Origin of the sequence: Ilumatobacter sp., from assembly GCF_039969435.1 — a bacterium.
GTDB lineage: Bacteria > Actinomycetota > Acidimicrobiia > Acidimicrobiales > Ilumatobacteraceae > Ilumatobacter_A.
The window spans coordinates 79677-95529 of the sequence record NZ_JBDVNU010000038.1 but is presented as its reverse complement, the minus strand read 5'-3'; the positions used below and the strand labels follow the sequence as shown (position 1 = coordinate 95529).

The 15853-nt window shown below is 67.2% G+C and carries 12 protein-coding genes; 5 read left to right on the top strand and 7 right to left on the bottom strand.

Annotated features, from left to right (window positions below; all coding sequences use genetic code 11):
• Positions 1 to 8: 8 nt before the first annotated feature.
• The 3 genes from ABJK40_RS21615 to ABJK40_RS21605 all read right to left on the bottom strand — a co-directional run bounded on the left by ABJK40_RS21615 (position 9) and on the right by ABJK40_RS21605 (position 2394).
• Positions 9 to 824 carry an alpha/beta hydrolase gene (locus ABJK40_RS21615; protein ID WP_348479893.1) on the bottom strand — a complete coding sequence of 272 codons (816 nt, stop codon included), beginning with the start codon at positions 822 to 824 and terminating at the stop codon, positions 9 to 11.
• A gap of 75 nt (positions 825 to 899) precedes the next feature.
• The gene (locus tag ABJK40_RS21610) at positions 900 to 1169 is read right to left on the bottom strand and encodes a hypothetical protein (protein WP_348479894.1); all 270 of its coding nucleotides are present in this window, start codon (positions 1167 to 1169) and stop codon (positions 900 to 902) included.
• Positions 1170 to 1224: 55 nt separating this feature from the next.
• The gene (locus ABJK40_RS21605; RefSeq protein ID WP_348479895.1) at positions 1225 to 2394 is read right to left on the bottom strand and encodes an acyl-CoA dehydrogenase family protein; all 1170 of its coding nucleotides are present in this window, start codon (positions 2392 to 2394) and stop codon (positions 1225 to 1227) included.
• A gap of 95 nt (positions 2395 to 2489) precedes the next feature.
• On the opposite strand from ABJK40_RS21605, the gene ABJK40_RS21600 reads away from it, so the two are divergent.
• A complete protein-coding gene (locus tag ABJK40_RS21600) occupies positions 2490 to 3251 on the top strand; it encodes an alpha/beta hydrolase (protein WP_348479896.1) in 762 nt (253 codons plus the stop codon).
• Between the two features lie 57 nt (positions 3252 to 3308).
• A complete protein-coding gene (locus ABJK40_RS21595) occupies positions 3309 to 3848 on the top strand; it encodes a hypothetical protein (protein WP_348479897.1) in 540 nt (179 codons plus the stop codon).
• 47 nt (positions 3849 to 3895) lie between these two features.
• Here the strand turns inward: ABJK40_RS21595 and ABJK40_RS21590 are convergent, their stop codons facing one another.
• From ABJK40_RS21590 to ABJK40_RS21575, 4 genes are all read right to left on the bottom strand, one after another.
• Complete coding sequence (locus tag ABJK40_RS21590) at positions 3896 to 4792, bottom strand: SDR family oxidoreductase (RefSeq protein WP_348479898.1); 897 nt, start codon at positions 4790 to 4792, stop codon at positions 3896 to 3898.
• 88 nt (positions 4793 to 4880) lie between these two features.
• Positions 4881 to 7286, bottom strand: a complete 2406-nt coding sequence (locus ABJK40_RS21585; RefSeq protein ID WP_348479899.1) for a glycosyl hydrolase family 65 protein — start codon at positions 7284 to 7286, stop codon at positions 4881 to 4883.
• Positions 7287 to 7289: 3 nt separating this feature from the next.
• Positions 7290 to 8039 carry a beta-phosphoglucomutase family hydrolase gene (locus tag ABJK40_RS21580; RefSeq protein ID WP_348479900.1) on the bottom strand — a complete coding sequence of 250 codons (750 nt, stop codon included), beginning with the start codon at positions 8037 to 8039 and terminating at the stop codon, positions 7290 to 7292.
• Positions 8040 to 8110: 71 nt separating this feature from the next.
• On the bottom strand, positions 8111 to 9742 hold the full coding sequence (locus tag ABJK40_RS21575) for an AMP-binding protein (protein WP_348479901.1): 1632 nt from the start codon (positions 9740 to 9742) through the stop codon (positions 8111 to 8113).
• Positions 9743 to 9936: 194 nt separating this feature from the next.
• Here ABJK40_RS21575 and ABJK40_RS21570 point away from each other — a divergent pair, with 194 nt between their 5' ends.
• From ABJK40_RS21570 to ABJK40_RS21560, 3 genes are all read left to right on the top strand, one after another.
• Positions 9937 to 12609, top strand: coding sequence for a DUF4331 domain-containing protein (locus ABJK40_RS21570; RefSeq protein ID WP_348479902.1), 2673 nt, complete (start codon positions 9937 to 9939; stop codon positions 12607 to 12609).
• 145 nt (positions 12610 to 12754) lie between these two features.
• Positions 12755 to 14101 (top strand): tetratricopeptide repeat protein, encoded by a 1347-nt coding sequence (locus ABJK40_RS21565; protein ID WP_348479903.1) that lies wholly within the window; start codon positions 12755 to 12757, stop codon positions 14099 to 14101.
• Entirely contained in the window at positions 14098 to 15777 is a 1680-nt protein-coding gene (locus tag ABJK40_RS21560) for a nickel transporter (RefSeq protein WP_348479904.1), read from the top strand. The genes ABJK40_RS21565 and ABJK40_RS21560 overlap by 4 nt, the downstream gene beginning before the upstream one ends.
• Positions 15778 to 15853: the final 76 nt, after the last annotated feature.

The window sequence follows — 15853 nt, the reverse complement described above, 5'->3', positions numbered from 1 at the left end:
GTGCTTCGTCAGTGGGTCATGTCGACGATCAGGTCGGCGGTGCCGCCGGGATCGATGAACGGACCGAAGTGGTTCGAGTCCGGTTGCTCCACGAACATGCTGTTCGCCAGCCGTTCGGCGATCAGCGGAGCGACCTCGGCGGGCCCCATCGCGTCACCCCCGGCCACGACCACCACGCGGGTGTCGATCTCGGGGAGGACATCCCACGTCGTGTGAGAGGCTCCGGTCTCGAAGGTGCGTGCCTCGTGTTCGGGGTCGCACTTGAGGCGGACACCCTCGGGTGCCGGACGGAATCCGTGTCCGACGTACAGGCGGACCACGTCGGGTGCGAACGCATCCATCGGCGGCTTCGACGAGTAGTTCTGCACCGCTGCCTCGAAGGAGTCGAACGACGGGCGACGACGGCGAGCTGCGTCGACCATCGCCGACGGTTCGTCGCTCGACCGATCGACGTCGGTGGGGAACACGATCGGCTCGAAGGCGACGATCAGGTCGAACAGTCCGGGCTCGCGGTGTGCCGCCATGAGGAGGCCGGCACCGCCCATCGAATGGCCGAAGCCGATCAGGCCGCCGTCGGGTGCGATCCTGAGAGCCGCGGCGAGAGCGTCATCGCCGTAGCGGTCCCAGTCGACGGCCCAGTCGTCCGGTCGCGACGTGGCTCCGTGCCCTCGGTAGTCGAGCGCGTACGTGGTGAACTGCTCGTTCAGGTGATCGGCGATCGGCAGATAGCAGTAGCCGTGGAACCCGGTGGCGTGGGAGAGCAGCAGCGGCCGACCGGTGCCTCCGAATTCGTGGATCGCAACGCTGACCTGGTCCGACGACATCGCTCGCACCCGCCCATCATCGTCGCAGCGGTCCCCACCCGACCAATCGGTGCGTGCGACCGACGTCGGTGACCCTCAGTCGTCATGACGCTTGCGGCGGCGCCACCAGGTGAGGATCAACCGGTCGAGCAGGATGCCGAGCACGACGGACGCCACGATCGCGACCCACAGCCGGATCCTGCGGTCGAACCACAGGAACTCGGCGGGGACGCGTTCGCCGTTCTGCACGATGAAGACTGCCGTGAAGATCGCCACCAGGGCGAACAGGATCAGCCAGACCGACGGCGCGCTGCGAGGTTCCGACGTGGGTTGCGGGTCGTCCCCGATCCTGTCGAGATCGTCCATGGTCGTCTGCTCGTTTCGTGTCGGTCGTGAGGCGGATGGCCGGATCGGATCCGGTTCACACGCGCGGTTCGCGGGGCAGGCCGAGCAGTCGTTCACCGATGATGTTGCGCTGCACCTGGCTGGTGCCGCCTGCGATGCGACCTCCCGGTGCGGCCAGCATGCCAGATGCCTGGGTGCCGTCGAGCAGGCTCGCAGCCCCCGCCAGGTCGCCACGCAACATCGCGGCGTCGAACGTCATCTGTGTGATGCCCAGTTTCATCAGCGACGCTGCGGTGGACGCGACGGGGCCCTGGCGCTGCGCCATCGCCTTGTAGGCGCTGCCCGTCGAGACGAGCCGCATCAGCTCCTGTCGGGCCGTGGCGTCGAGGTCGTGGCCTTCCGCGAGTCGGGTCATGTGCTCGAGGCGCCGCTCGAGTGAGATCACCGCCGTGCCGATGTGACCGCGTTCGCTGGTCAGCACGGCCATCGCCACGCCCCATCCGCCGTGCAGCGGTCCGAGCAGGTGGTCGGCGGGGAGGTGCACGTCGGTGAAGAACACCTCGTCGAACTCCGACTCGCCGGTCATCTGCTTCAGCGGGCGGATCTCGATGCCGGGGAGGTCCATCGGGCAGAGGAAGAACGAGATGCCCTCGTGTTGCGGTGCGCCGTGCTCGCCCGTCGGGTCGATTGGTCGGGTGCGCGCCATCAGGATGCCCCAGTTGCTGTACCGCCCACCCGAGCACCACACCTTCTGGCCGTTCACGACGAACCGGTCGCCGTCGAGTTCGGCGCGGGTGGACAGTGACGCGAGGTCGCTTCCCGACCCCGGCTCGGAGAACAGCTGACACCACACGTGATCGGCGTCGAGCGTCGGTCGCAGGTGGCGCTGCTGCTGCTCGGGTGTGCCGAAGCGCAGCAGTGCTCCGGCCGTGAGGACCAGGCCGACCATGTTCAGCACGGGAGGGACTCCGGCGCGTGCGCATTCCAGCATCCAGGCAGCGTTGTGCTCGATGCTCAGACCACGACCGCCGTGCTCGGTCGGCCAGTGGATGCCTGCGTAGCCGGCGTCGCGCAGGCTCCTCTGCCACTCGATGCCCGTCTCGATCAGTTCCGGTGGACAGATGGCTCCGTAGTCGGGTGGCGCGGACGCGGCGTGTTCCGCCAACCAGTCGGCAGCGTCGGCCTGGAACGAATCCACGGATGCGTGGGGATCGTCGCCGGGGCCGTTGTCGGTGGTGGTCTCCATGTGCCCAGTGTCGCCTGCATGCCCCGTTCTCGAAGAACCCGGACCACCGCTAGCGTTGACAGCCGTTCACTCGACTCCGGGACGATGAGATCGCCATGAAGAACTCCACGACACCACTGCTGTCGATCGCACCACTGAGCCATGACGACCTGGCTGCGATCGCCCCGCCGGAGGGGAGCCCCCGCCGGGCCGGCCTGGTTGCGGAACTCGGCACGGCACTGCAACCGTGGCGCCTGGCCCTGAAGAGTCGCGCGTTGCTGTCGGCTCCTCGTGGAGACGGCCGGATCGCCGTCGCACTGCCGGGCTGGAAGGCACCTGACGTCACGACGGCGCCGCTGCGCGGCTACCTCCGTTCGATCGGCCACGATGCTCGGAGCTGGGGCTTCGGGATCAACCAGGGCGACGTCGAGGCCAAACGCGACCAGATGGTCGAGCAGGTTCGGGAGTTGGCGCAACGCAGTGAACGACCCGTCAACCTGCTCGGCTGGAGCCTCGGGGGAGTGGTGGCACGAGAGGTCGCCCGCAGCGCTCCGGAATCGGTCCATCGCGTGGTGATCTACGGCTCACCGGTGGTCGGCGGCCCCACGCACACCGCAGGGGTTGGTGCCTACGACGCGGAAGAGGTCGCTCGGATCCGCGAACTCCAGGCGCACCTCGACGCGACCGAACCGGTGACCACGCCGATCACGGCGATCTTCACCCGCAACGACTCCGTCGTCGACTGGCGTGCGTGCATCGACCGTTTCTCCCTCGACGTCACCATGGTCGAGGTCGGTTCCACCCACGTCGGCCTCGGGATCGACCCCGACGTCTGGCTCACCGTCGCCGAAGCGTTGGCCGAGGACCCCGACACCTGACGGATGCGGGGATCCGTCCCCGTTGCGACATCGGCAGCCACACGGTCCACTTGCTCCATGGAGAACGAAGCGACCCGCACGGCATCGAACCATCGGACCCACGACGACGCTGCCGACCTCACGACCCTGGAGCGAGCCCAGATCGAGCGGATGATCGCGACGGCAGCGAGCGAACAGCGGACGTGGAGTCTGTTCGCGACCGGTTTGGTGGCGCTCCACGTGGTCCAGTTCGTGGCGCTCGCTGTTCCGTGGGCGGAGGACGGGGCGGTCACGGGCCTCGACACCGTCAGGAGCGGCCTGAGCCTGGTCGGGACCGGCGACTCCGTCGGCGGGTTGCTCGGGCTGTCGCTCGTGGTTCTCGGGGTCTCGGCGTGGATCACGCTCGCCGGCCTCCGATCGAGGTCGAGTGGCGCGATGACCGCCGTGATCGTCGTGGCGATCGCTCGTGTCGGGCTGCTCGGGATGGCGGCCTCGATCACGACCGACGATGGCCTCGATCGTCATCTCCGCTACGGGATCTCGATCTCGGTCATCGTGGCGATCGCCATCGCCGTCTGCGCAGCGACGGCAGCCCGACACTTCCGATCGGTCACCTGACCCCGGCCGGGGCGGCGGTCGGCCGAACGCCGGTCAGACGGAGACGGTCAGCCGAGGGCCTTGAGGAACATCGCGGTCTCCTCGGCGATGGCGGCAGGGACCTCGTAGCCGTTCTGGTCGGTGACGGTGGCCCAGTTGTCGCGCAGGGTCTCGGGCGTCAGGTCGTCGGTGGTGAATCCCTGACATTCCGCGATGAACACCTCGGCCACTCGACCGCCGCCGACGGAGTACACGCGACCGGTCGACTCACACGACTCGTGCGCGAGGTAGGTGACGAGCGGCGAGACGAGTTCGGGCTGCAGCTTCGCACCGAAGTCGCCACCCATGAGGTCCTCGGTCATCCGGGTGAGCGCGAGGGGAGCGATGGCGTTGGCCCGCACGTTGTACTTCGCGCCTTCGACGGCGAGCACGTTGGTGAAACCGACCAAGCCCATCTTGGCGGCGCCGTAGTTCGCCTGGCCGAAGTTGCCGAAGATGCCGGCAGCGGAGGAGGTGGAAACGATGCGGCCGTAGGACTTCTCGCGCATGATCTTCCATGCCGGAGCGGTCACGTGGTACGCACCGCGGAGGTGGACGTCGATGACCGGGTCGAACAGGTCGGGCGTCATGTTGTGGAACGACTTGTCGCGCAGGATTCCGGCGTTGTTGATCACGATGTCGACCGTTCCGAACGCATCGACCGCGGTCTGCACGATGCTCTCGCCGCCCTCGGGGGTGGCGACGGAGTCGGTGTTGGCGACGGCGTCGCCGCCCGCGGCCTTGATCTCGTCGACGACGAGTTGAGCGGCGCCCTTGTCGGAGCCGGAACCGTCGACGGAGCCGCCGAGGTCGTTGACGACGATCAGTGCACCACGTGCCGCCATCATCAACGCGTGTTGCCGCCCGAGGCCACCACCCGCTCCGGTGATGATCGCTACCTTGCCGTCGAATCCGAGATCAGTCATGGAGGGAGAAGCTACCGGTGGGTACGGTCGGCGCCGAAACCGACGTGGTGACGCACGGCACGCCGAGATGCGCCGACCCGACCGGGCGTCAGCCGGGGGAGGGGATCGCCAGGACGGTTCCCTCGGTGACGACAGTGATCTGCTCGTCGTGGCGCACCGGCACACCGAGGCCGTCGACATGGGTCAGCGTGACGCCGGCGGACGTCAGTTCGGCCTGGACGGTCGAACCGTGGCGGTGCAGCCGGAACCGCACGGCTCCCCAGCAGTCGGGAAGGCGTGGTGAGAACCGGACGTACTCGCCGGTCTCGACGAGCCCGGCGAAGCCGTGCACGATGCCCGCCCACACGCCGCCGCAGTTGGCGATGTGGACGCCGTCGGCGGTGTTGTGGTGCACGTCGCAGATGTCGAGGTAGAGGGCTCGACGGAAGTAGTCGATCGCCAGGTTCCGATGGCCGACCTGAGCGGCGACGATGCCCTGGACGCACGCCGACAGCGAGGAGTCGCCGGTGGTGATCGGATCGTAGAAGTCGAAGTTGCGCCGCTTCTGCTCGTCGCTGAAATGCTGCGAGCGCAGGTACATCGCGAGCACCACGTCGGCCTGCTTGAGTACCTGGTGGCGGTAGATGACGAGCGGGTGGAAGTTCAACAGGAGCGGGTACTCGTCGGCGGGGACGCCGTCCCAGTCCCACGGCTCCAGGTCAAGGAAGTTCGTGTCCTGAGGATGGATCATCCGTTCGTCGTCGTACGGGATGAACATCGCGTCGGCGGCGCCGTCCCAGTCGTCGAGTTCTCGCAGTTCGAGCCCCGTGCGGCGCTGGATCGCAGCGAACGCCTCGGGGTTCCACTCGGCGAGGAACCGGACGGTTCGTGCCGCATAGCGCAGGTTGAACCGCGCCATCACGTTCGTGTAGCAGTTGTCGTTGACGACGGTCGTGTACTCGTCGGGCCCCGTCACCCGGTGGATGTGGAACGAGCCGCTGTTGTTGGTGGCGTAGAAGCCGAGGTCGAACCACAGCCGGGCCGTCTCGACCAGGATCTCGGCACCCTCGTTCGCGAGGAAGTCGACGTCGCCCGTGGCGTCGAGGTAGCGCGCCAGCGCGAAGGCCACGGCGGCGTTGATGTGGTACTGAGCGGTGCCGGCCGCGTAGTAGGCCGACGCCTCCTCACCGTTGATGGTTCGCCACGGATAGAGCCCGCCGCGCTGGTTCATCACCTCGGCGCGCCGCCGTGCGGCGTCGAGCATGTGCCATCGGAACCGGAGCACCTTGCGAGCCGCCTCGGGGTCGGTGTACACGAGGAACGGCAGGACGTAGACCTCGGTGTCCCAGAAGTAGTGCCCGTCGTAACCGCCGGCGGTGACGCCCTTGGCGGCGATCCCCTGCTCCTGCGTGCGGACCGAGGCCTGGGCGAGTTGGAAGAGGTTCCAACGCAGGGCCTGCTGCGCGGTGTCGTCTCCGTCGATCTCGATGTCCGACGCCGCCCAGAAGCGGTCGAGTTCCGCGCGTTGGCCGGCGTGGACCGTGGCGATGCCCTCGCGCGCCGCCCGGTCGAGCGTGCGTGCACAGCGGTCGGCCAGTTCCTCGCACGGCACCCCCGTGGACGTGTGGTAGCTGACGTACTTCGTCAACACGATCGGGACTCCGGGCTGAGCGTCCACCTGGATGACCGACTTGGCCTTGTCATGGTTCACCGAGGTCTCGACGCGCACGTCGGAGGCGCACTCGATGCGGTGGTGGAACCCGCACGCGAGGGTCATCGCACTGTTCGTGCAGGTGTAGCCGAGGACGACGTTGCCGCGCCCGCGGTCGTCGGTGTCGTCGCGTGACGACGTGGGTTGTAGAACGCGGTGATCGAACAGTCGTGCCTGTCGTGGATCGTGGACCTCCTCGCCCTCGCCGAGCGCGGCGTCGGCGACGTGGTACTCGTCCTCGCCGTCCTGGCGGTTCAGCAGCTGCGAGGAGATGACGACGGGCGCCGACGCGTCGAGCATGGTGACCTCGAAGGTCATCACGGCGAGATGGCGCTCGGCCATGGACACCATCCGTGTCGAGCGGACGTGCACCCGCTTGCCGCCCGGCGTCCGCCAGACGAGCTCGCGGGAGAGGAGCCCCGAACGGAAGTCGATCGACCGTTCGTAGCTGTCGAGATCAGCGGTGGAGAGCAGGAGGGGCTCGTCGTCGACGTAGAGCTTGATCAGTTTCGCGTCGGGGACGTTCACGATGGTCTGGCCCACCTTCGCGAACCCGAACGCGTTCTCGGCGTGCTGGATCTCCCAGGTCTCGTGGAAGCCGTTCACGTAGGTGCCGTGGGTGTGGGCGTCGCGCCCCTCCTCGGGGTTGCCGCGCATGCCGAGGTAGCCGTTGCCGACTCCGAACAGCGTCTCGGTGTGACCGAGATCCTCGTGACCGACCTCGGTCTCGACGAGCCGCCACGGTTCGACGGGGAAGCGATGCGACTCGAGGCCCGTCGGCGGTGGCATGTGGTTGGGAGCCATCGGTCAGCGTTCCTCTCGGGTGTCGTCGCTCGGGTGGTCGGACCCCAGCAGGTCGGCGAGGTCGTCGACGACGAAGGTCGCTCCGTGCGCCAGCAGCGTGTCGTGACCGGCGCCACGGTCGACGCCGATCGTGACGGCGAAGGAACCCGCCTTGCCGGCGGCGACGCCCGACGAGGCGTCTTCGACGACGACGGTGCGTGACGGGTCCACGCCGAGTCGAGCGGCACCGAGGAGGTAGCCGTCGGGGGCCGGCTTGCCGGCGAGTCCGAGATCGGCGGCGACCACACCGTCGATCACGACGTCGAACCGATCCGCGAGGCCCGCGGCGTCGAGGACCGGCACCGCGTTCTTCGACGACGACACGATCGCTGCGGGGATGCCCGCGGACCCCAACAGGTCGAGCGTGGCCTGCGACCCCGGATACGGCGCGATGCCGTCCCGGTCGAGGATCTCATTGAACAACTCGTTCTTGCGGTTCCCGAGCGCACACACCGTGCCGTCGCCCGGTGCGTCGTCGAGGTCACCCTCGGGGAGTTCGACGCCGCGACTGGCGAGGAACGATCGGACACCGTCGTACCGGGGCCTGCCGTCGATGTGTTCGAGGTAGTCGGCCGCCGTGTAGTCGTAGGCGGAGAAGAGTTCCCCCCACGCGTGCTCGTGGATCTCCGCCGTCGGGGTGATCACGCCGTCGAGGTCGAACAGCACCCCGTCGTAGTCGCTCCACTCGAATCGGTCCGCCGTCAGATCACCCATCGGAGCGATGCTACGGCTCGTCGCACCCGGTGGCGATCCGGGTCGAGTGGGTTCGACGTCGGACCCGACGTTCAGCCCGCGGCGAGGACCGTGAGCGCCGCGTAGTCGAGCTTGCCGTTGGCGGCTCGCCCGACCGATTCGATCTCGGTGATCGTCTTGGGCGCCTTGTACGCCGCGAGGTGTGCCTTCACGTGGTCGCGCAGCGCCTCGGGGTCGAGGTCGTTGCCGGGATGCAGTTCGACCAGTGCGTTGATCGCCTGCCCCCACTTCTCGTCGGGCAGTCCCACGACCGCGGCATCCCTCACGCTCGAGTGCAGCTTCAGGCACTCCTCGACCTCCTCGGGGTAGACCTTCTCGCCGCCGGTGTTGATGCACTGGCTCCCGCGACCCTTGAGGTTGACCGTCCCGTCGACGTCCACCGATGCGTAGTCGCCGGGGATCGAGTAGCGCTCGCCGTCGATGAGCACGAAGGTCTGGGCCGACTTCTCCTCGTCCTTGTAGTAGCCGATCGGGGTGCGACCGCGCAGGGCGACGCGTCCGAGTTCGTCCGATCCCGGGATCACGTCCCGGCTCGGTTCCATGTCCGTCGGATCGGTCACCACGCGGGTGTTCGGACCGAGCACGAACCTGGCGGTCTCGCCCCTCGCCCCAGCAGTCGTCGTGTTGGTGGCCATCCCGATCGCCTCGGACGACCCGAGTGCGTCGACGAGGATCAGCCGCGGGTTGTGGCGCAGGAGACCGTCCTTGGTCTCTTTCGACCACATCACTCCCGACGACACGATCACCCGCAGCGAGGAGATGTCCCACCGGTCGGGCTCGGCGTCGAGCGCTCGCAGGATGGGCTTGGCAAAGGCGTCGCCGACAATCGACGTCGAGTTGAGGTCGAAGGTCTCGACGGTGTCGAGGAACTCGATCGGGTCGAACGAGCGGCCCTCCATCGTGGTGATCGAGCCACCGATCATCAGGTTGCTCAACGCGTTGAAGAATCCGGTTCCGTGCATGAGCGGCGCGCTCGGCAGGTTGCGTGGACCCGCCGTCGTGATCCGTTCGGCGGCGGCGTCGAGGTCCTGCTCGGGAGGCATGCGTTGCTTGTTGTTCGCGTCGAGGACTCCGAACACGTCGTCCTGGCGCCACATCACACCCTTGGGCATGCCGGTCGTGCCGCCGGTGTAGATCAGCATCAGGTGATCGCCTGACCGCCCCCATGTGCCGGAAACGTTCTCGTCGGAGCCGGCGGACGCGACCTCCTCGTAGGGGGTCGCCCAATCGGGGCAGGTCCCGGCACCGTCGTCGACCCACAGCCAGGTGGTGATCCCTGGAACGCGCGCACGGACGGCTTCGATCCGGTCGGTGAACGTTCCGTGGAACACCACGGTCGTGACGTCGCCGTTGTCCCAGAGGTAGACGAGCTCGTCGGCGGCGTATCGGTAGTTGGTGTTGACGACCGCCATGCCGGCCTTGAAGGCGGCGAAGACCGACTCGAGGTACTCGGGACAGTTGTAGAGGTACTGGGCGACCTTGTCCTGCTCGGCTGCGCCGTCGGTGTCGACGAGATGACGTGCCACACCGTTCGCACGCCGATTGAACTCGCTCCAGGACACCCGACGTGATCCCTGCTGCTGGCAGAGCGCGTCGGGGATTCCGGTCGCGATGGTCTCCCAGAGATCCGCGAAGTTCCAGCCGGCGTCGGTCGAGTCGTTCATACGGAGGCGACGGTATCGACGGAGGATGTCGGCGGTGAAGTGGGACCGCACCTCGAGGCCGTCGACACTCGATCGGGTGATCCACGAAAAAGAATGATCCATGTGACGTTTGACATCGAACCACCCGGTCGAAACTGACGCCCGCGGTCTCAATTTCCGGGAACGCGGCCGAACCTACAAGGGGAACACAACTGATGTCGCAACCAACCCAAACGGCGAAGTGGAAGAAGGGTGCAGCGGCCAGTGCTGGCTTTGCACTCGTCGCCACGCTCGTCGCCACGACCACCGGGCCGTCCAGCCTGAGTGCCTCGAGTCACCGCGAGGCCCCGCTCATCGCGGGCGACCCTCGTGCCGACAACACCGACGTCTATGCGTTCGTCAGCCCTGACGACGAGGACTCGGTCACCATCATCGCCAACTGGTTGCCGTTCTCGGAGCCCAACGGTGGACCGAACTTCTACCCCTGGGCCGACGGTGACGGCGAGACCACGGGAGCTTCGTACAAGATCAACGTCGACAACGACGGCGACGCAGTCGCCGACGTGGTGTACGAATGGTTGTTCGACACGGTCACCAAGGATCCGGGCCAGTTCCTCGTGAACACTGGTCCGTTCGATTCGGTCACCGACCCCACGTTGAACGTGTACCAGACGTACGACCTCAACGTCACAGAAGGCGGTGTCACGACCACGGTCCTGGATGACGCCATTGCTGCTCCGTCGATCTCCGGTGCGGTCTCGACGCCCGACTACCAGCCGCTCGTCGACGAAGCCGTCGAGTCCGGAACGGTGGGCGACCTGAAGTCGTTCGCCGGTCAGGCCGACGACCCGTTCTTCCTCGATCTCCGCGTCTTCGACCTCCTCTACGGCGCCGGTGTGGAGCCGGAGGTCGGCGAGGACACGCTGGCCGGGTACAACGTCAACACCATCGCCCTGCAGGTCCCCAAGACCGACCTTGCAATCAACGGTGACGCCGCTGGAAACCCGGTCATCGGCATCTGGTCGACGACGGACCGCATCGTGCAGACCGAGGGTGGCAGCACGCCGGCCATCACACTCGACGATCAGTACACGAGCGTCCAGGTGTCACGACTGGGCAACCCGCTGGTCAACGAAGTGGTCCTGCCGCTCGCTCTGAAGGACGCCTTCAACAGCATCCCGCCGAGCGTCGACGCAACCATCGATGCAGCCGTTGCGGCTGTGCAGTTCCCGATCCTCCCGCCGCTGGTTCAGGCCATCTACGGCGTCCCGGTCCCCGGTGACGACGCAGGGACACCGGCCGATACTTCGGACGATGCACCGCGTTCCGACCTGGTGGAGATCTTCCTCCAGGGTGTGAGCGAGGCGAACTTCGGTCTCGGCACGGATGGTGAGGACGCCACGACGAACCCGGCGCTCAACGCTGATCTGAACGGTCACAACCTCAACACCGACGCCGGAGCGATCATGCCGTCGGAGCAGTTGCGTCTGAACATGGCAGTGCCGGTCTCCGCCAGCCCGAGTGCTTCGGGCGTGCTGGGCGGTGACTTCCAGGGCTTCCCGAACGGTCGTCGTCTCGAAGACGACGTCGTCGACATCGCACTGGCAGTTGCCGAAGGAGCCGTGTTCAAGGACGGATCCGACGTCAGCGGTCTCGCGCCGTTCGACTCCGTCGATCGCAACGACCTCGACTTCAAGGACGAGTTCCCGTACGTGGCCAACCCCCACACGGACAGCGTGAACGTCGGCTCGATCCCGCCGCAGAACACGCCGCGCAACCCGTCGATCATCTCGATCAACCCGGAGCGCATCCTCGACACCCGTACGGGTACCAAGGCTGCTGCCGGTTCGACGACAACGGTCAACGTCGGTGATGCGGCAGTCCCGACCGACGCCCAAGCGGCGTTCCTGAACATCACGGCTGCCCAGACCGAGGCCATCGGCTTCGTGACGGCGTTCCCGTGTGACGCAGACGGCGATGGAACGCAGGATGCTCGTCCGCTGGCATCGAGCCTGAACCCCGATCCGGCCCGGATCGTCTCCGGTCTGGTCTCGGTGGCTCCCGACGCAGCAGGCGACGTTTGCATCTACACCGAAACGGCGACACAGCTCGTCGTCGACGTGCAGGCATTCATCCCCTCGACGTCGAAGTACACCGAGATCGTGGCGAACCGCCTGCTGGACACCCGCGACGGCACGAAGGCCGCCGCTGAGTCCACGCAGATCATCGATGTCAGTGACGTCGACGGTGTGGTTGGTCCTGATGGCTCGAAGGCCGTGCTCCTCAACCTCACCTCGGTGCGGACCGACTCGCGGGGTTGGCTCACCGCCTACCCGTGTGATGCAGCGCTTCCGAACACGTCCAACCTCAACACCGAGGTCGGTACACGTCGGGCGAACCTCGCATCGGTGAAGGTCAGCGCGGACAACACTGTGTGCGTCTACTCGAAGACCTCGACGGACATCGTCGTCGACGTCGTGGGTGCCTTCCCGGCAGCCTCGGCGTACACGCCGATCGTGCCCGAACGCTTGCTCGACACCCGTCCGGGTGCCGAACAGGCCGGCTACACGGGCTCCAAGCCGATCGCCGGTCAGGTCATCGAGATCGACGTCCGGGGCCCGGGAACCGACGTTCCCGATGACGCAGGAACCGTGGTCCTCAACGTGACAGGCGTGACTCCCGAGGGCGATCCCGGTTACCTCACGGTCTTCCCGTGTGGTGAGGACCGTCCGACGGCGTCGAACCTGAACCTGCAGGATCTGAACACCGCAGCCGCCTCGGTTGCCAAGGTGGGCGACAACGACCGGGTGTGTGTCTACACATTCCAGCCGGCCCACGTGCTCGTGGACATCGTCGGGTTCTTCCCCGGCACCGTCCTGCGGAGCTGAACACCAATGTGAAGTGAGTGACCCGACCGAGTTCGGGTCACCGCTCCTCCACCATGAACACGTGAAAGCGGGCCCGCCCCTCATGGGGCGGGCCTCTTTCGTACACTGACCCGATCCAAAACCGCCAACGGAACGAACCACCCCCATGAAACGCCGCTCCCGCCTCATCGTCGGCGCCCTCATCCTGACCGTCGCCCTGATGGTCGTCGGGGCATTCGGTGTCTCACGTATCTCGTCGTCCGACGAGATCGACACCGCTGCAGATTCCGACGTGATCTCGCCCGATGTCGTCGCAGCGTCGGCCGGACCGCCCGCTGCGACTCTCGAAGGTCTCATCGATCAACTGCAGACGCGGCTCGAAGCGATCCCTGAGGATCACGTGTCGTGGTCCACCTTGGGGATCGCCTACGTGCAGCAGGCGAAGGTGACGGCAGACCCGTCGCTCTACGCCCGCGCCGAGGGTGCGTTGGACGAGTCACTCGAGGTCGAACCCGACGACAACTTCCTCGCCTACGCCGGACTCTCCTCGTTGGCGTCGGCCCGCCACGACTTCGTCGCCGGGAAGGACTACGCCGAACAGGGTCTCGAGATCAACGGATTCAGCCCGATCCTCTTCGGAGCGCTCAGCGATGCGGAAGTGCAACTCGGCAACTACGACGCAGCCGAGGCAGCGATCGATCAAATGATCCTGCTCTCGCCCGACACGTCCTCGTACAGCCGGTCCTCCTACCTGGCCGAGCTGCGTGGTGACATCCCCACCGCGACGAGTCAGATGCAGGCAGCGCTCGACGGAGCGGCCACGCCCACCGACCGGGCGTTCGCGTTGACGATCCTGGGTGACCTCGCCTTCAATGCCGGCAACGCAGGCGATGCCCTCACCCTGTACAACCGGGCCCAGGAAGAGGCGCCCCAGGACACGGCGTCGCTCGCCGGAAAGGCCCGAGCCGAAGCGGCGCTGGGCCAGACGCGCACGGCACTCGATCACTACGCCGAACTCGTCGAGAGGTCGCCCGAGCCGTCGTTCCTCATCAGCTACGGCGAACTCCTCGAATCACTGGGCATGACCGAGGAAGCCGAGCAGCAGTACGCCATCGTCGAGACCGTGCAGACGTTGTTCGAAGCCAACGGGGTGGAGAGCGATGCGGCACCGGTCCTCTTCTTCGCCGATCACGCCGAGCCCCAACGTGCACTGCGCGAAGCCGAGCGTGCCGTGGCGGTGCGACCGTTCATCGCGATGCACGACGCGCACGCGTGGGCGCTGTACGCGAACGGCCGCTACGACGAGGCGCTCGCCGCCAGCGAGCGGGCGATGGAGTTGGGGACGCCCAATGCGCTGTTCCACTTCCACGCCGGGATGATCCACCTGGCGCTCGGCGACGACGACCAGGCCCGGACCGAGCTGACGACTGCGCTCGAGATCAACCCGCACTTCGATCCGCTCGACGCCCCGCTCGCAGCAGCGACCCTCGCCGAACTCGGCGACGGCGGATGACCGGGCGCAGACCACGCCGACACGCCCGCCGAGCCTTCGTCCTGGCGGTCGCGGCGGGCGCGGCGATCAGCCTGTTGCCGTCCGATGCGGCGTCGGCGCATCCGCTCGGCAACTTCAGCGTCAACCATCTCAGTCGCATCGTCGTCGACGCCGACCTGGTGTCGGTGGACGTGGTGGTCGACTCGGCCGAGATCCCGACCAGCCAGGACCGCGGAGCCGTCGACACGAACGGCGACGACTCGATCAGCGACGCGGAGCGCGCTGCCCACTCCGGCGTCGAGTGCGGCCGCTTCGTCGAGGCGGCGTCGTTGAGTCTCGACGGGGCACCGCTGAGCATGACCATCGTCTCGTCGACGTTCACCTACGAGGAGGGCCAGGCGGGGCTCGAGACGAGCCGGCTGGAATGTGCGCTCGCCGCCACGGTCCCCGCGGGATTCGGCGACGTCGATCAGGTGTTGGAGTTCACCGATGGCTACCGGCCCGGTCGGCTCGGCTGGCACGAGATCAACGCGGTCGGCGTCGGGGTCGGCATCGTCGACTCGCCCGTTCCGACGTCGAGCGTCACGAACGACCTGCGCACGTACCCCGAGGACCTTCTCCAGTCGCCTCTCGACGTTCGCGACGTCCGGTTGACGGTCGGGCCCGACGGTGCCCGCGTCGCCGACGCTCCCGATGCGTTCGACGACGATCAGTCCACCGCCGCCGACGCTCGCGACAGTCTGGTGGCTTCGCGTCCCGGGTTCTTCGGGAGCGCGATCGACGGCGTGCAGGACCGGTTCGACGACATGATCGGGCGCCGAGATCTCACGCCGGGCGTCGGGCTCCTGGCGATCGGACTGGCGTTGGTGCTGGGTGCCTCGCATGCGCTGCTCCCGGGACACGGCAAGACCGTCATGGCCGCGTACATCGCGGGGCGGCAGGGTTCGGCGCGTGACGCCGTCCTGGTCGGAGCCACGGTGACGGTGACGCACACGGGTGGCGTGCTGTTGCTCGGGTTGGGGCTGACGATCTCGACGGCTCTCGCGGGCGAAACGGTGCTCTCGTGGCTCGGCGTCGCGAGTGGACTGCTGATCGCCGGGTTGGGACTCGCGCTGCTCGTCAGTGCGGTCCGACGCCGCAACGATGGGTGGCTTGGCCACGGCCACCACCATCACGGCCCCGGAGGGCACACCCACGGTCCTCTGAGGACTGACCGCCACGATCACGACGACGATCACGACCACGACCACGACCACGACCACGACCACGACCACGACCACGACCACGACCACGCCGGGCACGACCACGACCACGATCACGATCACGATCACGACCACGCCGGGCACGGTCAGCCGGAGCGGGTGTCGAGGAGCGGTCTGGTCGGGATGGGGGTCGCCGGCGGGTTGGTACCCAGCCCGTCCGCGTTGATCGTCCTGCTCTCGGCGATCGCCCTGGGGCGGACCTGGTTCGGCGTGGTGCTGGTCCTCGGCTACGGCGTCGGAATGGCCGGCGTGCTCACGATCGCAGGCGTCACCCTGGTCAAGGTGCGCGACCGTCTCCAACACCGCCTCTCCGACGAGAACGGGCGCATGAGCACCGCGATGAAGCGGTGGGGCAGGCTGACCCCGTTCGTCACTGCGTCACTCGTGGTCGTCGTCGGGTCGGGTCTGGCCATCCGCAGTCTCGTCACGATCTGATCCGCCGACCTGATCCACGCGTCCGATCCACCCGACTGATCCCTGCGCCCGATCCGCCCGACAGGCCGTCATCGCA